Consider the following 18287-nt stretch of genomic DNA (forward strand, 5'->3'; position numbering starts at 1 on the left):
ACCGTGACCCCTGGAGTGCTCGTGAACCAGCGACCCGTCTCGGTCCCATCCTTTCGAGGGCGTTCGTGAAGGCGCTGGTCCTGGCGGGAGGGGTGGGATCGAGATTGCGTCCGATCACCCACACGTCCGCCAAACAACTCATTCCCGTGGCCAACAAGCCGGTGCTGTTCTACGGGCTCGAGGCTATTCGTGAGGGCGGTATCGAGGAGGTGGGCATCGTCGTCGGCAGCACCGCGCCCGAAATTCAGCGCGTGGTCGGCGATGGTTCCCAGTTCGGCCTCCAGGTGACCTACCTTCCGCAGGAGGCTCCCCGGGGGCTGGCGCACGCCGTGCTCATCTCCCGCGACTACCTCGGCGACGACGACTTCGTCATGTACCTCGGCGACAACTTCATCGTCGGCGGGATCAAGGACATCGTCGAGCGCTTCCGGCAGGAGCGACCGCACGCGCAGATCATGCTGACCCGGGTCGCCGACCCGCACGCCTTCGGCGTCGCCGAGATGGGCGCGGACGGCCGGGTGATCGGGGTGGAGGAGAAGCCCGAGCACCCCAAGAGCGACCTGGCCCTGGTCGGGGTCTACGTCTTCAGCCCGGTGGTCCACGATGCCGTGGCCGAGCTGAAGCCGTCCTGGCGCAACGAGCTGGAGATCACCGACGCGGTGCAGTGGATGATCGACCGCGGCCACCGGGTCGACTCCACCATGATCACGGGCTACTGGAAGGACACCGGCAACCTCGCCGACATGCTGGAGATGAACCGGTTCGTCCTCGGCAGCGTCGAGCCTTTGGTCGAGGGCAAGGTCGACGACCGCACCGAACTGATCGGCCCGGTGGTGATCAGCGCCGGCGCCGACGTCAGCGGCTCCCGGATCGTCGGCCCGGTGGTGGTCGGAGCCGGCTCGATCATCCGCAACTCCTACCTCGGCCCGTACACCTCGATCGACTGCGACTGCACCCTGCTGGAGACCGAGATCGAGCACTCCATCGTGCTGCGCGGTGCCTACATCGAGGGCATCGGCCGCATCGAGTTCTCGATGATCGGCCGGGAGGCGCGGGTGGTCCCCGGGCCCCGGGTGCCCAAGACGCACCGGTTCGTCCTCGGCGATCACAGCGAAGTCCGGGTGGGGGTCTGATGCGTCGCGTCCTGGTCACCGGCGGTGCCGGTTTCATCGGCTCGCAGTACGTCCGCGACCTGGCCACCGGTGCCTACCCCGACACGGCGCAGGCCCGGGTGACGGTGCTGGACAAGCTGACGTACGCGGGCAACCTCGCCAACCTCGAACCGGTCCAGGACCGGATCACCTTCGTCCAGGGCGACGTCTGCGACACGGCGCTGCTGGCCGAGGTGCTGCCCGGGCACGACGTGGTGGTCAACTTCGCCGCCGAGTCGCACGTCGACCGGTCCATCGCCGACTCGGCGGAGTTCGTCCGCACCAACGTGCAGGGCGTCCAGACGCTCATGCAGGCGTGTCTCGACGCCGGGGTCGCCCGGGTGGTCCAGGTCTCCACCGACGAGGTCTACGGCAGCATCGACGAGGGTTCCTGGGCCGAGGACACCCCCCTGGCGCCGAACTCCCCGTACGCGGCGGCGAAGGCCGGCGGGGACCTGATCGCCCTGGCCTACGCCCGCACCCACGGGCTGCCGGTCTGCCTCACCCGGTGCGGCAACAACTACGGGCCGTACCAGTTTCCGGAGAAGCTGATCCCGCTGTTCGTCACCGAGCTGTTGAACGGGCGACGGGTGCCGCTGTACGGCGACGGCGGGAACGTCCGCGACTGGATCCACGTGACGGACCACTGCCGGGGCATCCAGACCGTCGTCGACCGCGGTGTCCCCGGCGAGGTCTACCACATCGCCGGCACGGCTGAGCTGTCCAACATGGAGCTGACCGGGCGGCTGCTGGACGCCTTGGGGGCCGGGTGGGACCGGGTCGAGCGGGTGCCGGACCGCAAGGGCCACGACCGCCGCTACTCGCTGACGGACGCGAAACTGCGGGCGCTCGGCTACCGGCCCGAGGTCGCCTTCGCCGACGGCCTGGCCGAGACGATCGACTGGTACCGGACGCACCGGGACTGGTGGGAGCCGCTGAAGAAGCAGGCCGACCGGTCGCCGGTGCCCTGAGGCGAGCGCCGCCCACGGGGGGCGGCGCTCGCCGACGAAGGGCGCGCCGCAGATCGCCCGCTCGGTCAACCCTTTCCGGATCTATTGACGAAGGAGCCCCGGATGGTTCGTTGTCTGGTGACTGGTGGTGCCGGATTCATCGGCTCGCACCTGGTGGAGTCATTGGTCAGGAATGGGCACCGGGTCACCGTTCTGGACGACCTCAGCGGCGGCAGCCGGCAGCGGGTTCCGGCCGGGGTGGACCTGGCCGTCGGTTCGGTGACCGACGTGGACTTCGTCGATTCACTGTTCGCCGAGAACCGATTCGAGCGGGTCTTCCACTTTGCCGCCTTCGCGGCGGAGGCGATCAGCCATTCGGTGAAGCAGCTCAACTACGGCACCAATGTGATGGGCAGCATAAATCTGATCAACGCGTCGCTGCGTACCGGCGTGCGGTTCTTCTGCTTCGCCTCCTCCGTGGCGGTCTACGGCCACGGCGAGACGCCGATGCGCGAGTCCGTCGTCCCCGTCCCCGCGGACAGCTACGGCCTGGCCAAGTACCTGGTCGAGCGCGAGCTGGAGGTGACGATGCGGACCCAGGGGCTGCCCTTCACCGCCTTCCGCATGCACAACGTCTACGGCGAGTGGCAGAACATGCGGGACCCGTACCGCAACGCGGTCGCCATCTTCTTCAACCAGATCCTGCGAGGCGAGCCGATCACCGTGTACGGCGACGGCGGCCAGGTCCGCGCGTTCACGTACGTCGGTGACGTGGTGAACGTGGTCAGCCGCGCCGCCGAGACCGAGGCCGCGTGGGGGCGGGCATTCAACGTGGGCTCGTCGAGCACCAACACCGTGCTGGAGCTGGCCCAGGCGGTACGGTCGGCGGCCGGCGTGCCGGAGCATCCGATCGCCCACCTGCCGTCGCGGGACGAGGTGCGAACCGCGTACACCGCGACGGAGCTGGCCCGATCGGTCTTCGGCGACTGGACGGACACCCCGCTGGCCGAGGGACTGGCCCGCACCGCCAGGTGGGCGGCCGACGCCGGGCCGGCGGAACTCCAGTCGTCCTTCGATATCGAGATCGGCGGGGACCGGATTCCGGAATGGGCCCGGCTGGTCAACGAAAGGCTCAGCACGGCGAGCCGCTGAATATGATGAAAACACTAGTCCGCAACCGCAATGGCATCGCTAGGCTTTGATCCCATGGACCGTGAAGAGATTCGTCGCCGCGTCGCCGCGCTCGAGCCGTGGGTGAATGGATTCGAGCACGACGGAGTGCGTTACGCCGAGGGCTCCCAGCACGGTTATCTGCTGAGCCAGTCCCCGGCCGACCGGGCCGCGAAGTTCTTCGGTGCGTTTCCCGACGCGCGGCGGATCCTCGAACTCGGCGCACTGGAGGGCGCGGACACGCTTGCCCTCGCCCGGCACCCCGGCACGACGGTGCTTGCCCTGGAGGGCCGTCCGGAGAACCTGCGCCGCGCGGAGCTGGTGATGGAGGTCAACGGCATCACCAACGTGGAGCTGCGCGTCGCCGACGTGGAGCGGATCGACTTCACCGAGCTGGGCGAGTTCGACGCCGTCCTCTGCGCGGGCCTGCTCTACCACGTGCGTGAGCCGTGGACCCTGCTGAAGGACATCGCGGGCGTCGCGGCGGGAATCTACCTCTCCACCCACTACTGGGGAGGCGTGGGCGACCTGCAACCGATCGACGGCTACACGGTCAAGCAGGTCCGCGAGGAGCACCCCGAGCCGCAGGCCCGGGGGCTCAGCGTCGACGTGCGCTGGCTCGACCGGGAGTCCCTGTTCGCCGCCCTGCACAACGCCGGCTTCGCCGAGGTGGAGGTGCTGCACGAGCGCCGGTCGCCGGAGGTGTGCGACATCATCGCCGTCGGCCGCCGCACCGGCACGCGCCGACCGACCGAAGGGGTGAGCCTCCGATGACCACCATGTCGCGGGAGCGCGAGGCCGTGGCCAGCCGGTTCCGCAGCGACGGGATCGCGCACGTCGGGCCGGTGCTCGACCCCGAGGTGCTGGCCCAGCTCAAGGCCGGCGCGGTAAGCCTGATCGACCGGTTCGCCGGTCCGGCGCGGGCCAACGCCGACTACTGGAACTACGAGGTCGAGGGCGCGGAGCCGGTGCTGTACCGGATCCACAACCTCGAAAAGCAGGACTGGCCGCAGGGCGAGTTGCTGCACCGGCCGGAGATCGCCGCGGTGGCCGCCGACGTCCTCGGCACCCCGGTCGTGCCCACCGCCTTCGCGTTGGTGCTCAAGGAGCCACTGCGGGCGGCCGGCGTGCCGTGGCACCGGGACCGGGTCAACGTCCCCCCGCACGCGGTCTGCAACATCAGCATCTGCCTGGACACCGCCGGGCCGGAGAACGGCTGTCTGGAGGGCGTGCCCGGCTCCCACCTGCTGCCCGACGACGCCGACGTCACGGCCGTGCGCGACGCCGGGCCGCGGGTGCCGGTCCCCTCGCAGGAGGGGGACTTCATCGTCCACGACGTACGGCTGGTGCACGGCTCCGGGCCGAACCCCTCCGACCAGTGGCGGCGCACCATCGTGATCGAGTTCGCCGATCCCGCGCGGGAGTTGCCGGTCCTGACCTCCTGACCGTCCGGCCGCGACCCCCAACCTCCCCTCGGCAGGCCACAGAGAGGCTGCGATGAAGGTTCTGTTCACCGTGTCCAACTGGGCCGGGCACTACATGTGCATGGTGCCGCTGGCCTGGGCGCTGCGGGCGGCCGGCCACGACGTCAAGGTCGCCTGTTCGCCGTCCCAGGTCCGGGGCGTGGCCGCGGCGGGCATGATGCCCGTCTCGGTGCTCGACGGACCCGACATGATGGAGAGCGCCCGGCTGGGCTTCTACGTCCAGGCCCTCTACACCCCGCAGCACATGGTGGAGCAACCGCTGCCGTTGAACCCCTTCACGGGCCGGCCGATGGACTCGCTCGCCGACTTCGACACCGACCTGCTCGCCGACTACTGGAAGCGCACGGTCACCGCGGTCCAGCGCAGCTACGACAACGCGGTCGACTACGCCGCCCACTACCGGCCCGACCTGGTGGTCCACGACATCATGGCCGTGGAGGGCGCGCTGGTCGCCGAGCTGCACCACATCCCCAGCGTCTACTTCTCGCCCGGGTTCATCGGCACCATCGAGACCGAGCCCGGGCTCGACCTGGTCTCCGGCGACCCGGTGACCGAGTTCCGCAAGTACGGCGTCGAGTGGAGCCGGCACCAGATCCGGTACGCCATCGACCCGTCGCCCGACGTGGCGATCCCGCCGATGGGCGACGCGCTGCGGATCCCGATCCGCTACCAGCCCTACAACGGCTCCCAGGACGTGGACCCCTGGCTGCTCGGTCCGCGCCGGGGCAAGCGGGTCTGCGTGGTGTGGGGCAACTCCGCCACGGGCGTGTTCGGCGCGCAGGTGCCGGCGCTGCGGCACGCCGTCGACGCCGCCGCCCAGCGGGGCGTGGAGGTCGTGATCACCGCCGCCTCCTCCGAGGTGGAGGGGCTGGGCGCGCTGCCGCCGAACGTGCGGGTGCTCAGCAACTGCCCGCTGGAGCTCATCCTCCCCGACTGCGACTTGCTGGTGCACCACGGCAGCGCCAACTGCTACATGAACGGGCTCGCCATGGGCGTGCCGCAGTTGTCGCTGGCGCTCAACTACGACGCCCTGATCTACGGGCGGCGGCTCGACCCGCAGGGCGCGACGAAGACGCTGCCCGGCCTGAAGGCGTCCCGCGAGGAGGTCGACGAGGCCCTCGGCTCCGTCCTCTACGACCACCGATTCCGGGTGGCGGCGCAGCGGATGCGGGAGTCCGTCACCACCGGGCCGACCGCCGTCCAGGTGGCCGAACTCCTGGCCCGGCTGGCCGACACCGGCGCGCTGAGCCCCGAGGACGTCGCCGAGTTCGCCCGGCGTCCGTGACACCGCCCGCCCAGTTTTCCGCAGCCGCCCGCCCAGTTGTCCCCGCAGAGCCCGACAAGACCGCGAGTGAGGTCCGATGAACGACGCGAAGCAGGCGACGCCGCCGCCGCAGGACGCCCCCCGGGGCTGTCCGCTCCGGAGCACCGGCGACCTCAACTACGTCTGGGAGTGGAACACGCCGGAGGAGATGCAGATGCAGCTCGCCGGCTACCAGCCGCGCGAGGAGTACCTCCAGGACCGTGTCGACAAGGTCGCCCTGGTCGTCGAGCAGCTCGGGCTCGGCCCGGAATCGGAGATCTTCGAGATCGGCAGCGGCGAGGGCATCATGGCGGCCGGGCTCGCCGACCGGGTGCGCGCCGTGCTCTGCGCCGACGTCAGCCGATCCTTCCTCGACAAGGCGCGCGCCACCTGCGAGGGCCGGGAGAACGTCTCCTACCACCACATCGAGAACGACTTCCTGGAGAAGCTGCCGACCGCCGCGTTCGACGCCGGGTTCTCCCTGAACGTGTTCATCCACCTCAACGTCTTCGAGGTCTTCCTCTACTTCCGTCAGATCCGGCGGATCCTGCGGCCCGGCGGGCTGTTCTGCTTCAACTTCCTGGACCTCGGCGACAACACGCGCGGCTTCTTCCACACCTACGCCGAGCGGTACCGCGACGCGAACCCCGTGGAGTTCAAGGGGTTCCTGAACTGGCACGGCGTGGAGTTGATGACCGGCATCGCCGCCGAGGCCGGGCTGACGCCGGTCACCGACAAGATGATCAATCACGACGGCGTGGTGTTCCTGACGCTGCGCAGCGACGGGGAGCCGGCGGCGTGACGGCCGGCCGACGGGCGTGGGTGGGGCACCGGGCGGGAGGACGCCGTGCGGCAGCGCTGCATCGGTGAGCGGGGGCCGCTGGTCTCGGCGCTCGGCCTGGGCACCTGGGCGCTCGGCGGCCAGTGGGGCCGGCGGATCGAACCAGGCGTGCAGGCCGTCCGCCGGGCCTTCGACCTGGGCGTCACCCTTTTCGACACCTCCCGGGCGTACGGCGGCGGGGCCGCCGAGGCGGCCCTTGCCCGCGGGCTGGCCGACCTGTTGCCCGCGCACCGGGACGAGATCGTGATCGCCACGGCCGGCGGGCTGGAGACCCGGCCCGGCGTGCGACGGCACAAGCTCGACCCGCCCGGACGGACGGTGCGTAACAGCGACCCCGCGTTCCTCCGGGACGAGCTGCTGGCCAGCCTGCGTCAGCTCGGCACGGACCACGTCGACGTGTACTCCGTGCACTGGCCCGACCCGACCGTCCCGCTCGCGGAGACCGCCGAGGTGCTGGCGGGGTTCGTGCGCGAGGGCCTGGCCCGCCATGTCGGCTTCGCCAACGTGACGGCGGGCGACCTGGCCGAGCTGGTGCCGACCGGGCTGCTGGACGTCGTCCAGGTGCCGTTCAACCTGCTCGACCGTGGTGCCGAGAAGGAGGTGCTGCCCCGCTGCCAGGAGGCCGGCGTCGGGGTGCTGGGCGGCTCCGCGCTCGCCCACGGGCTGCTCACCGGCGCGCTGCACCGCGACCAGGCATTCGCCCCCGAGGACTGGCGGGCCTACTCGCACGCCTTCCGGGGTGAGGACTACGCCCAACTGCTCGACGTGGTCGACGGCCTCGCCGCCTTCGCCGCCGAGCGTGGGCACACCGTCGCGCAGGTGGCACTGGCCTGGGCGCTGCACCACCCGGCCGGGGTGGTGCCGGTGTTCGGCGCTCAGTCGCCCGGAGTCGTCGAGGAGAACGTCCGCGCCGCCGGCCTGGAGCTGTCCGAGATCGAGCTGCGGGAGCTGGAACTCCTGGTCCGTACCGCCCCGGCGGTCGGCTCCGGGGCCGGACCGGCGTGCCGGACCGAGGAGCGTGACGATGTCCACTGAGCTTTCCGCGACCGACGAGGCCGGCGCGCTGTCGATGAACGACTGGTACGACCAGCTCACCGTGGCGCTGATCGAGCAGATCTGCGAACCGGACGCCAACACCGTGGACATCGGGGCCGGCGCCGGCGACATCCTGCGTCACCTGCTGCGGGTCGCCCCCCGTGGCCGGCACGTGGCCGTCGAGGCGCTGCCGTCGTACGCCGAGGGGCTGCGCCGGGACTTCCCCGGCGTGACGGTGGTGGCCGCCGCCGCCGCCGAGCGCACCGGCCGGGACAGCTTCGTCCACGTGGTCTCCAACCCCGGCTACAGCGGGCTGCGCCGGCGTCCCTACGACCGCCCGGACGAGACCCTGCGGGAGCTGACGGTCGACACCGTCCGCCTGGACGACGTGCTCCCCGGTGACCGCCGGATCGACCTGGTCAAGGTGGACACCGAGGGCGGCGAGGTGCTCGCCCTGCGCGGTGCCGTGGAGCTGCTCCGCCGCTGGCGGCCGGTGATCGTCTTCGAGCACGGCGGCGACCACGCCATGCGGGAGTACGGCACCACCAGCGCCGACCTGTGGGCGCTGCTCGTGACCGAGCTGGGTTACGAGCTGCGTACCCTGCCCGGGCGCCGCGCCGGGCAGCCGGCGCTGGACCGGGCGGGGTTCGCCGACGCGCTGCGGGAGCACTGGTACTTCGTCGCCGACCGACCGAGCCCGGGCCCGGCCGGCGGCTCCGGGCAGCACGAACCGTCCGCCTGGCAGAAGGGAACCGAACCATGAGCGCGACTGTGGACGTCCGCACCGAGCAGGCCGTCCCCGAGTGCCACATCCACGAGACCGGGCTGCTTCCGGAGCACCTGACCGCCTTCCGCCGGCAGGGCGCGCTGATCCTGCGCGGGCTGCTGGACCCCGACGAGCTGCGGTCCGTGCAGGCGGCGGCCGACGAGCTGATCGACGAAGCCTGGCGCACCCGGACGATGACCGACACCATCTGGACGCTGGAACCGCACGAGCCGGACGCGGCGCCGGTGCGGATCGAGTACGTGGTCGACAAGTCCCCGGTGGTCGCCCGGCTCGCCGGCCACCCCCTGCTGCTGCGGGCGATGGAGGACCTGGTCGGCCCCAACCTCATCCCCACCTGGGACAGCATGGTCTTCAAGACCGAGGCGGGGGCGCCCCGGCTGCCCTGGCACCGCGACGGCGGCCTCTACCCGGAGAACGCGGTCGGCATCACCGGCGCGGGCCGGGTGATCGACGTCGGCATCTACCTTGACCCGGCCCCGGAGGACAACTGCGTCTGGTGCATCCCGCAGTCGAACTACTGGGACACCGACCGGGCGAACGAGACCACCACCCGGATGAACGCCACCGAGTGGGACACCACCGGGGCGGTGCCGGCGGTGATGAACCCGGGCGACGTGATGCTGCACAACATCCTGATGCTGCACGCCGCGCCGGCGGTGACCGGCAAGCGGCGCCGGGTCATCTACTTCGAGTACCGGCCCGCCGAGGTCGAGCTGGACCTCGGCCCGCACGTGCCGGAGTACATCGGGCTCAAGCAGCAGGTGCTGCTCTCCTGCCTGGCGCAGCGGCGGGCGGCACCGGAGCACGCCGGCGAGCAGCCCTTCGAGTACCGGCCCGCCGCGTCGCTGCGGCGCTGGGAGGGCCTGCCGGAGCCGACCACCATGCGGTACCCGCACGAGGAGTACTGGCGTTGGTGACCCTGCTGCGGCGCGTACCCGGGCTTGGTCCCCTGCTGACCGGTGCCGGCACCGCCCCCACCGGCCCGTCGCTGGACGAGGTGATGGCCGAACGGTTCCGGGAGCGGATCGAGCCCCGGCCCGGGGACTGGGCATACGCCCACTTCCTGGACCTGCGCGACGCGCTGGCGGAGGCGGTCCGGGACGCCACGGGAGTCTGGCTCGACTACGGCGCGGGCACCTCGCCATACCGGGGCCTGTTCCGCTCCGCCGAGTTGCAGACCGCCGACATCCCGGGCGGTGAGTCCCTGCCGGCCGACCACGCCCTCGACCGGGACGGGCGCTGCCCGGTGCCGGACGGGACGTTCGACGGGGTGCTCTCCACCCAGGTGCTCGAACACGTCTCGGACGCGGACGCGTACCTGCGGGAGGCGTACCGGCTGCTGCGCCCGGGCGGCCGGCTGGTGCTCTCCACCCACGGGGTGTGGGAGGAGCACGGCGGCCAGGACCTGTGGCGGTGGACCGCCGACGGGCTGGCCCGCCAGGCCGAGTGGGCCGGCTTCACCGTCGACCGCACCGTCAAGCTGACCTGCGGGCCGCGCGGCCTGTTGCTGCTGCTGCGCTGGTACGGCCGCGAGCACGGCTGGCCGTCCGGCGGCCCGGTGGGTCTGGCCCTGCGCGCCCTGTGGCTGGTGGACCGGCTGCGGCCCCGCGCGCTCGACGAGTACCTCGACCGGGCGTTCCGGCATCTCGGCCGCAGCGAGGGCCCCGACCAGCCCTTCTATCTGGACATCCTGCTGGTCGCCAGCAAACCGCACGACGGGGCGCCTGGTCCCGCACACCGGCACGAGACGAGGAGGACCTGACGTGAGCCAGTTGGCGGCGGCCGGCGAGGAGTTGGCGTCGGAGGTGGTCGAGCGGACCACCTGCCGGGTGTGTGGCGGGACCCTGCGTACGGTCCTCGACCTCGGTGCCCAGTACCTACAGGGCAGCTTCGTGAAGCCCGGCGTGTCGGACCCGCCCAGGGTGCGCTTCCCCCTGGAGCTGACCCGGTGCGCGGAACGCGACGGCGGTGACCCGTGCGGCCTGGTGCAGTTGCGGCACACCCTGCCGGGTGGGCTGCTCTACGACACCTACTGGTACCGCTCGCGGATCAACGACACGATGCGCCGGCATCTCGCCGACGTCGTGGACGCGGCGGTCGAGGTGTTGGGGGAGCGGCCCGGCAAGGTGCTCGACATCGGCTGCAACGACGGCACCCTGCTGGGCAACCTGACCGACGCGCAGCGGTGGGGCATCGACCCCTCCAGCGCCGCCGACGACGCGCCCGACGACTTCAATCTGATCCGCGACTTCTTCCCCAGCCCCGAGCTGGTCCCGCACGCGGGCAGCTTCGACCTGGTCACCTCGATCGCGATGTTCTACGACGTCGAGGACCCGGTGGAGTTCGCCCGTCAGGTCGAGGCGCTGCTCGCCCCGGGCGGGGTCTGGGTGGTCGAGGTCGCCTACCTGCCGGCGATGCTGGAGATCGCCGGCTACGACAGCATCTGCCACGAGCACCTGTCCTACTACTCGCTGGCCACGCTGAGCCGCATTCTGGGCGCGGCGGGCCTGGAGATCGTCCGTGCCAGCCTCAACGGGGTGAACGGCGGCTCGATCTGCTGCGTGGTCACCCGGGCCGGTGAGGTGGGCGGCCGGGCCGACGGTTCGGTCAAGGCACTCGCCGACCGGGAGCTGGCGCTGGGGCTGGACGGCGACGCCCCGTACCAGCGCTTCGCCGAGCAGGTGCGCCAGCACCGTGACGAGGTGAGCGCCCTGCTGCGCGAGCTGCGGGGCCAGGGCCGCACGGTGCACGTCTACGGCGCGTCGACGAAGGGCAACACCCTCCTGCAGTTCTGCGGCATAGACCGCGAGCTCATCCGGTACGCCGCGGAGCGCAATCCGGACAAGGTGGGCGCGCGCACCCTCGGCACGGACATCGAAATCATCAGCGAGCAGGAGTCGCGGGCGGCCCGCCCGGACTACTACCTGGTCCTGCCCTGGCACTTCCGGGACGAGATCGTCGCCCGGGAGGCGGAGATGCTGGCCAGCGGCACCCGGTTGATCTTTCCGCTGCCCCGGGTCGAGACGGTCGGCCGACCGGGATGACACCGCCCCCACCACCGAGGTGATCAACTTTCATGACTGACCCGGAAGCCCGGTCCCGGACCATGTGCGTGCTGCCCTGGATCCATCTCTGCGCGTCCATCGACGGTGTCTACGGGCGGTGCTGCGTGGACGACTCGATGTACCACAACAAGCTGTACGAGCAGGAGGAGGAGCCGGAGTTCCTGCTCAACGACGACGCCGTCGGCTGCTCGCCGCGGTCCCGCTACGCGGCGGACAACCCCGGCCGGGTGATGGGCCTGGCGGACGCCTTCAACAGCCCCAACATGCGCCGGACCCGGCTGGCGATGCTGGCCGGGGAGCGGGTCGACGCCTGCTCCTACTGCTACCACCGCGAGGACCACGGCGCGCTGTCGTACCGGCAGGAGATCAACCAGCGGTTCCGGGACATCGCCGACCCCGACCGGCTGGCCGCCCGCACCGCGCCCGACGGCACCGTCGAGGACTTCCCGTTCTTCCTCGACATCCGGTTCGGCAACACCTGCAACCTGCGGTGCGTGATGTGCGCGTACCCGGTCAGCTCGGGCTGGGGCGCCAAGAAGCGGCCGGCCTGGTCGTCCGCGGTCATCGACGCCTACCGGGACGACGACGAGCTGTGGCAGACCCTGCGCGAGAACGCCCACCTCATCCGGCGGCTGTACTTCGCCGGTGGGGAGCCGTTCATGCAGCCGGGCCACTTCGCCCTGCTCGACCTGCTGGTGGAGACGGGTAACGCCGGCAACGTCGACGTCGTCTACAACTCCAACCTCACCGTGTTGCCGGAGTCGGTCTTCGACCGGTTCCGGCACTTCAAGAGCATCGGCATCGGCGCCTCCTGCGACGGCTACGGCGAGGTGTTCGAGCGGATCCGGCAGGGCGCGAAGTGGGAGACCTTCATCGCGAACGTCCGCCGGGCCCGCTCGGAGGTCAACCTCTGGCTCCAGGTGGCACCCCAGCGGGACAACGTCTGGGGGCTGCGCGACCTGCTGGAGTTCGCCCGGGCCGAGGGGCTCGACGTGGACCTGGCCAACGTGGTGCAGTGGCCGGCCGAGATGTCGGTGCTCAGCCTGCCCGAGGAGGACAAGGTTCGGGCCACCGGGGAGCTGACCTCCCTCATCGATTGGTGCGCCGGGCTGGGCTGGGAGAAGCCCGCCGCCGACCTGCGGGCCCTGCGGACCTTCATGAACTCGGCCGACCCGGTGGACCTGCCGCCCGAGATCGCGGCCTGACCACCGGCGGGCCCGGCCGGGCGTCGAGACGAAAGGAACAACGACCGTGATCGTGGCCGCGCCGGTGCCCCCGCTGGGCTCCCACCAGCTACTGCTGTTCCTGCTCCAGGTGGGCCTGCTGCTGCTGCTCGCCGTCGTCCTGGGACGGGTGGCGCAACGCTTCGGCCTGCCGGCGGTGGTCGGTGAGCTGCTGACCGGGGTGCTGCTCGGCCCCTCGGTGCTGGGGGCCCTGGCACCCGACATCGGACGGTGGCTGCTGCCCGCCGACCCCGACCAGGTCCACCTGCTCGACGCCATCGGTCAGTTCGGCGTCGTACTGCTGGTCGCCGTGGCCGGTCTGCACCTGGACCTGCGGCTGGTCCGGCGGCGGGCCGGCACGATCGGCGCGGTGGCCGTCGGCGGCCTCGCGGTGCCCCTCGGCCTGGGCATCGCCGCCGGCCTGCTGGCCCCGGCGGCGCTTCTCGCGGCCGGGCAGGAGCGGACTGTCTTCGCGCTGTTCGTCGGCGTGGCGATGGCGGTCAGCGCCGTGCCGGTGATCGCGAAGACGCTCACCGACATGCGCCTGCTGCACCGCGACGTGGGGCAGATCATCCTGGCTGCGGCGTCGCTGGAGGACGCTGCGGCCTGGTTCCTGCTGTCGCTCATCTCGTCGGTGGCGGTGAGCACCCTCACCGCCGGGCAGGTGGTGACCGCCCTGCTTTACCTCGTGGCCTACCTCGCGGTGGCCGTCCTGGTCGGCCGGCCGGTGACCCGGCGCGCCATGCGCTGGGCGAACGCCCAGCCCGACGGCGGGGCCGCCAGCGCCGTCGCCGTGGTGATCGTGCTGGCCTTCGCGGCGGGGGCGCACGCGCTGGGCCTGGAGGCGATCTTCGGCGCGCTGGTGGCGGGTGTCCTGATCGGCCTTCCCGGCAACGGGGAGCCGGCCCGGCTGGCACCGCTGCGCACGGTGGTGCTGTCCGTGCTCGCCCCGATCTTCCTGGCCAGCGCGGGGCTCCGGGTCGATCTGCGTGCCCTCGCCGACCCGGAGGTGCTCGCCGCCGGGGCGGTGATCCTGGCGCTCGCCGTGCTCGGCAAGTACACCGGCGCGTACCTGGGTGCACGGCTGGCCCGGCAGAGCCACTGGGAGGGCGTCGCCCTCGGCGCCGGGCTCAACGCGCGCGGTGCCGTGGAGATCATCATCGCGATGGTCGGGCTGCGCCTGGGCGTGCTGAACACCGCCTCATACACCATCGTGGTGCTGGTCGCGGTCGTCACCTCGGTCATGGCGCCGCCGATGCTGCGCGTCGCCATGCGGCGGGTCGAACAGAACGCCGAGGAGACCCTGCGGGAGAGCCGCCACCTGGAGTGGGCCGCCACCCCTGCGGTGGACCAGCGGCCGGGCTGACCCCGCCACCTGAAGATCCGTCGACAGCAGGGAGGGCCCGTGCGGAACGCACGGGCCCTCCCTGTCGTCGCGGATCCTCACTCCTGCGGGGTGCTCAACAGCTCCACCAGGTGGTCGGCGATGGCGGCGACGGTGGGCCGCTGCCAGAAGACGGTCGGGGAGAGGCTCCGCCCGGTGCGCTTCTCCAGGCGTCGCCGGATCACCACCGTCATCACCGAGTCGAGGCCCTGCTCGGCCAGCGGCCGGCGGGGATGCAGGTCGTCGGCGTCGAGTCGCATCTCCCCGGCGATCTGCCGGCGCACCTCGTCGAACACCCGCTCGTGCAGTTCCTCGTCGGACAGGCCGGCGAAGGAGACCGCCTCCTCCACCTCGCCGGAACTGTCCTGCGCCGGGGCGACCGGCTGGTCGATCACCGGGTAGCGCAGCCCGGGAAGGCTGGCCACGACCCGGCCCTGAGCATCCGCGACCAGCGCGTTCGCCGTGTCGGGCCGGTCTGGGTCGAGGGCGACCTCGATCAGCGTCACCTCCGGTGGCTCGCCGGTGAGCAGCACCTCGTCGACGTACACCACCATGCGTAGCTGCGGCACGCCGGGGAAGACGGCGGGGGCGACCGACATGACGGCGTCCAGCACCGGCGCCCAGGTGGACGAGTCGGCCGAGCGCACCCGCGCGCGGAGCACGCCGTACCCGGAGAGCAGCTCCTCCACCGACCAGTCGAATCCCGTCGACGGCACCCCGACCTCGGCGAGCCGGCGGTGGATGGAGCCCGGGTCGCCCGGTTCCATCCGGTGGTCGTCGGGGTCGGCCAACGCCCGCGCGGCGAGCACCGTGGCGTCGGCGTCGGCCACCGTGGCGTCGGTGTGGATCAGCCAGTCCCGGCTCGGGTCGGCCTCCGCGTCGACGGAACGGGACGCCAGCCGCACCTCGGCACCGTCCCGCACCACCTGGACCTCGTGCAGCCCGGCGGTCATCAGCGGGTACCGCATCGACAAGCCGGTCAGCAGCGGCCGGCCGTCGCCCCGCCCGGCGGCAGCCATGAGGGTCTCCACCAGCACGGCCGCCGGAACGATCTCCACGCCGTTGAGGGCGTGGCTGCCCGGGTACGGGCGGCTGGCGTCGTTCGAGTGCGGTGCGCCACACCCGCACGTCGCTGCCCGCCACGTTGTTCGACCGCGCAAAAGAAAGAGGTGTGCGACGCGGGGTCGTGGCCCCGGCCCGTGGCGGCGGCCGGCGTCGGCCAGTGCCAGTGACTCCGGTGCCGCCAGGGGTAGCCGGGCAGGGTGACCAGCGGCCCGGACGGATGCACCCGGCCCCAGTCGACCGCGACCCCGTGGCAGTGCGCGGCCCCCAGGCTGGACAGGAAGGCCTGCGCCTCCGGGGTGTCGCGGCGCAGGGTGCCGCCGACGAAGACCTCGTCGTCGAGGCTTCCGGCCAGCGTCTCGTGGATCGAGTGGGTCACCACCGGGTGCGGGGAGACCTCGATGAAGGCCCGGTGTCCGTCGGAGACGGCGGCGGCCACCGCTGCGGCGAGCCGGACCGGGTTGCGCAGATTCGCGGCCCAGTACTCGCCGTCGGCGGTGATCGGGGCCCGCGGGTCGGCCAGCGCCGTGCTGTAGATCGGCACCCGGGGTGCGCGGGCGGTGAAGTCGACGGCGGCGCGCAGCCGGTCGAGCAGCGGATCCATGTGCGGGCTGTGGAAGGCCACGTCGGAGGCGACCCGGCGTACGCCCAGGCCCTCCTCGGTCCACTCGGCGACCAGCGCGTCCAGCGCGGCCGGGTCGCCGGAGACCACGGTCGACGAGGGGGAGGAGGCGATCGCGGCGACCACGTCGACGCGGCCGGCCAGCCTGGCCGCGACCTCCTCGAAGGGCAGCGTCACCAGGGCCATCGCGCCCTGGCCGGCGACCTCGCGCAGCAGCAGGGAACGACGGCAGATCAGCCGTGCGCCGTCGGCCACGGTCAGGATGCCGGCGGTCACCGCCGCGGCGATCTCTCCGACCGAGTGGCCGATCACCGCGTCCGGCTCGACTCCCCTCGCTCGCCACATCTCGGCCAGGCCGAGCTGCATCGCGAAGATCATTGTCTGGGTCCGGTCGACGGCCTCGTAGTCGCCGTCGAGGATCGCCTGGCGGGGTGAGAAACCGATCTCGTCGAGGAAGATCTGCTCGATGCGGTCGATCGCGTCCGCGAAGGCCGGCTCCGTGGCCAGCAGTTCCCGCCCCATGCCCGTCCACTGCGACCCGTGCCCGGAGAACACCCACACCGTGCGGGGCGGCTCCGCCACCGGGCTTCCGGTACGCACCCGGTCGTGCGGCCTGTCGTCGGCGAGCGCCGCGAACGCCGCGACCAGGTCGTCCCGGCCGGCGGCCACCGCCACCGCCCGGTGGGTCAGGTGCGAACGCCGCCGAGCCAGGGTGTGCCCGAGCGCGGCGAGGTCGACATCCGGGACGATCCCGGCCAGGGCGCGGGCCCGCTCGCGAAGGGAGTGCGCGGAGCCGGCGGAGATCGGGAACAGCGTCTCGCCGGTCAGCGCCGGGGCCGGCTCGGCGGCGACCGGCGGGGCCTGTTCCAGCACCACGTGCGCCACGGTGCCGCCGTAGCCGAAGCCGGAGACTCCGGCGCGGCGCGGCCCCGGCCGGTCCGGCCAGGGCTGGTTGCGGGTGACCAGGCGCAGCCGCAGCCGCTTCCACTCGATGTCCGGGTTGACCTCGGTGACCAGCAGGGTGGCGGGCACCTCGGCCCGGTTCAGCGCCAGGACCGCCTTGATGACGCCTGCGACGCCGGCCGCGCCCTCCAGGTGGCCGATGTTGGACTTGACCGAACCGATCAGGCAGGGCTCGTCGTCCGGGCGGTCCTGCCCGTAGACCGAGCCGATCGCCGCGGCCTCCATCGGGTCACCGAGCGGGGTGCCGGTGCCGTGCGCCTCGATGTAGTCGACGCTGCCGGCCTCGATGCCGGCCGAGCGCAGGGCGCGGACCATCACGTGCTCCTGGGCCTGGCCGCACGGTGCCATGATCCCGTTGGTCCGGCCGTCCTGGTTGACGGCGCTGCCCCGCAGCACGGCCAGCACCCGGTCCCCGTCCCGCTGGGCGTCGGAGAGCAGCTTGAGCACGAGGACGCCGCACCCCTCGCCACGACCGTAGCCGTCGGCGGTGGCGTCGAAGGACTTGCTGCGCCCGTCGGGTGCCAGGGCACCGGCCGAGCCGAGGGTGATCGACTGCCCGGGCGTGACGATCAGGTTGACCCCGCCGGCGAGGGCCAGCGTGCTCTCGCCCAGCCGCAGGCTCTGCGCGGCGAGGTGCAACGCGACCAGCGACGCCGAGCAGGCGGTGTCGATCGACAGGCTCGGCCCGCGCAGGTCGAGCACGTGGGAGACCCGGTTGGCGACGGCGCAGGTGGCGGCGCCGATGCCCGTCCAGGCGTCGATGTGCGGCAGGTCCTCCAACTGGTGGCCGCCGTAGTCGTAGGTGCACACGCCGGCGAAGACGCCGACGTCGGTGCCGGCCAGGGTGCGGGGCGGGATCCCGGCGTCCTCCAGCGCCTGCCAGGTCACCTCCAGCATGAGCCGCTGCTGCGGGTCCATCAGCTCGGCCTCGCGCGGGGAGATGCCGAAGAAGTCCGCGTCGAAGCCGGAGATGTCGGCCAGGAAGTTGCCCGCCCGGGTGGCCGACCGGAGCGCGGACTCGAACGCCGGACCCAGGTCGCGGTACGCGCTCCAGCGCTCCTCGGGCACCGTCCCGGTGGTGTTGCGACCCCCGGTGAGCAGGTCCCAGAACTCGTCGGGCGAGTTGACGTCGCCCGGGAACCGGCAGCCGATCCCCACCACGGCGACCGCCTCGGACGCCACCGGACGCAACCGGTCCTTCTCTGCTTCCACAATCATCCCCTGCTGTCGGTTTGCTGGGCTGGGCG

At 72.0% G+C, this 18287-nt stretch carries 16 protein-coding genes; 14 read left to right on the plus strand and 2 right to left on the minus strand.

The window, feature by feature from the left end:
- Positions 1-65 precede the first annotated feature (65 nt).
- The 14 genes from MCAG_RS18840 (at position 66) to MCAG_RS18905 (ending at position 14375) form a co-directional block, all read left to right on the plus strand.
- A complete protein-coding gene (locus tag MCAG_RS18840; RefSeq protein WP_007074573.1) occupies positions 66-1133 on the plus strand; it encodes a glucose-1-phosphate thymidylyltransferase in 1068 nt (355 codons plus the stop codon).
- Positions 1133-2122 (plus strand): dTDP-glucose 4,6-dehydratase, encoded by a 990-nt coding sequence (gene rfbB, locus MCAG_RS18845; RefSeq protein ID WP_036374209.1) that lies wholly within the window; start codon positions 1133-1135, stop codon positions 2120-2122. Before MCAG_RS18840 ends, rfbB begins: the two co-directional genes overlap by 1 nt.
- A gap of 102 nt (positions 2123-2224) precedes the next feature.
- Positions 2225-3253: an NAD(P)-dependent oxidoreductase gene (locus tag MCAG_RS18850; RefSeq protein ID WP_007074575.1), complete on the plus strand. Its 1029-nt coding sequence runs from the start codon at positions 2225-2227 to the stop codon at positions 3251-3253.
- 54 nt (positions 3254-3307) lie between these two features.
- Complete coding sequence (locus MCAG_RS18855) at positions 3308-4045, plus strand: bifunctional 2-polyprenyl-6-hydroxyphenol methylase/3-demethylubiquinol 3-O-methyltransferase UbiG (RefSeq protein ID WP_007074576.1); 738 nt, start codon at positions 3308-3310, stop codon at positions 4043-4045.
- Entirely contained in the window at positions 4042-4716 is a 675-nt protein-coding gene (locus MCAG_RS18860) for a phytanoyl-CoA dioxygenase family protein (protein WP_007074577.1), read from the plus strand. Before MCAG_RS18855 ends, MCAG_RS18860 begins: the two co-directional genes overlap by 4 nt.
- Before the next feature lie 52 nt (positions 4717-4768).
- On the plus strand, positions 4769-6040 hold the full coding sequence (locus MCAG_RS18865) for a nucleotide disphospho-sugar-binding domain-containing protein (protein ID WP_007074578.1): 1272 nt from the start codon (positions 4769-4771) through the stop codon (positions 6038-6040).
- Positions 6041-6116: 76 nt separating this feature from the next.
- Positions 6117-6860, plus strand: coding sequence for a class I SAM-dependent methyltransferase (locus tag MCAG_RS18870; protein ID WP_007074579.1), 744 nt, complete (start codon positions 6117-6119; stop codon positions 6858-6860).
- A gap of 45 nt (positions 6861-6905) precedes the next feature.
- Positions 6906-7934, plus strand: coding sequence for an aldo/keto reductase (locus tag MCAG_RS18875; RefSeq protein WP_007074580.1), 1029 nt, complete (start codon positions 6906-6908; stop codon positions 7932-7934).
- Positions 7924-8697: an FkbM family methyltransferase gene (locus tag MCAG_RS18880; protein ID WP_198141582.1), complete on the plus strand. Its 774-nt coding sequence runs from the start codon at positions 7924-7926 to the stop codon at positions 8695-8697. Before MCAG_RS18875 ends, MCAG_RS18880 begins: the two co-directional genes overlap by 11 nt.
- Positions 8694-9638: a phytanoyl-CoA dioxygenase family protein gene (locus MCAG_RS18885; RefSeq protein WP_007074582.1), complete on the plus strand. Its 945-nt coding sequence runs from the start codon at positions 8694-8696 to the stop codon at positions 9636-9638. The genes MCAG_RS18880 and MCAG_RS18885 overlap by 4 nt, the downstream gene beginning before the upstream one ends.
- Positions 9635-10483, plus strand: a complete 849-nt coding sequence (locus tag MCAG_RS18890) for a class I SAM-dependent methyltransferase (RefSeq protein WP_198141583.1) — start codon at positions 9635-9637, stop codon at positions 10481-10483. The genes MCAG_RS18885 and MCAG_RS18890 overlap by 4 nt, the downstream gene beginning before the upstream one ends.
- A 1-nt stretch (position 10484) precedes the next feature.
- Entirely contained in the window at positions 10485-11765 is a 1281-nt protein-coding gene (locus MCAG_RS18895) for a class I SAM-dependent methyltransferase (RefSeq protein ID WP_007074584.1), read from the plus strand.
- Positions 11766-11797: 32 nt separating this feature from the next.
- Positions 11798-12991, plus strand: a complete 1194-nt coding sequence (locus tag MCAG_RS18900) for a twitch domain-containing radical SAM protein (RefSeq protein ID WP_007074585.1) — start codon at positions 11798-11800, stop codon at positions 12989-12991.
- Positions 12992-13037: 46 nt separating this feature from the next.
- A complete protein-coding gene (locus tag MCAG_RS18905) occupies positions 13038-14375 on the plus strand; it encodes a cation:proton antiporter (protein WP_007074586.1) in 1338 nt (445 codons plus the stop codon).
- Between the two features lie 77 nt (positions 14376-14452).
- On the opposite strand, the gene MCAG_RS34985 is transcribed toward MCAG_RS18905, so the two are convergent.
- Together MCAG_RS34985 and MCAG_RS18910 are read right to left on the minus strand one after the other, a co-directional pair.
- A complete protein-coding gene (locus MCAG_RS34985) occupies positions 14453-15451 on the minus strand; it encodes a phosphopantetheine-binding protein (protein ID WP_232290219.1) in 999 nt (332 codons plus the stop codon).
- Positions 15373-18258, minus strand: coding sequence for a type I polyketide synthase (locus tag MCAG_RS18910; protein ID WP_007074587.1), 2886 nt, complete (start codon positions 18256-18258; stop codon positions 15373-15375). Before MCAG_RS18910 ends, MCAG_RS34985 begins: the two co-directional genes overlap by 79 nt.
- Positions 18259-18287 lie beyond the last annotated feature (29 nt).

Origin of the sequence: Micromonospora sp. ATCC 39149, from assembly GCF_000158815.1 — a bacterium.
Taxonomy (GTDB): domain Bacteria; phylum Actinomycetota; class Actinomycetes; order Mycobacteriales; family Micromonosporaceae; genus Micromonospora.

Coding starts and splice junctions, on each gene's coding strand:
- MCAG_RS18860 (WP_007074577.1), top strand. CDS start 4,042: ATGACCACCATGTCGCGGGAGCGCGAGGCCGTGGCCAGCCGGTTCCGC.
- MCAG_RS18910 (WP_007074587.1), bottom strand. CDS start 18,258: ATGATTGTGGAAGCAGAGAAGGACCGGTTGCGTCCGGTGGCGTCCGAG.
- MCAG_RS18855 (WP_007074576.1), top strand. CDS start 3,308: ATGGACCGTGAAGAGATTCGTCGCCGCGTCGCCGCGCTCGAGCCGTGG.
- rfbB (WP_036374209.1), top strand. CDS start 1,133: ATGCGTCGCGTCCTGGTCACCGGCGGTGCCGGTTTCATCGGCTCGCAG.
- MCAG_RS18900 (WP_007074585.1), top strand. CDS start 11,798: ATGACTGACCCGGAAGCCCGGTCCCGGACCATGTGCGTGCTGCCCTGG.
- MCAG_RS18870 (WP_007074579.1), top strand. CDS start 6,117: ATGAACGACGCGAAGCAGGCGACGCCGCCGCCGCAGGACGCCCCCCGG.
- MCAG_RS18885 (WP_007074582.1), top strand. CDS start 8,694: ATGAGCGCGACTGTGGACGTCCGCACCGAGCAGGCCGTCCCCGAGTGC.
- MCAG_RS18880 (WP_198141582.1), top strand. CDS start 7,924: ATGTCCACTGAGCTTTCCGCGACCGACGAGGCCGGCGCGCTGTCGATG.
- MCAG_RS18865 (WP_007074578.1), top strand. CDS start 4,769: ATGAAGGTTCTGTTCACCGTGTCCAACTGGGCCGGGCACTACATGTGC.
- MCAG_RS18850 (WP_007074575.1), top strand. CDS start 2,225: ATGGTTCGTTGTCTGGTGACTGGTGGTGCCGGATTCATCGGCTCGCAC.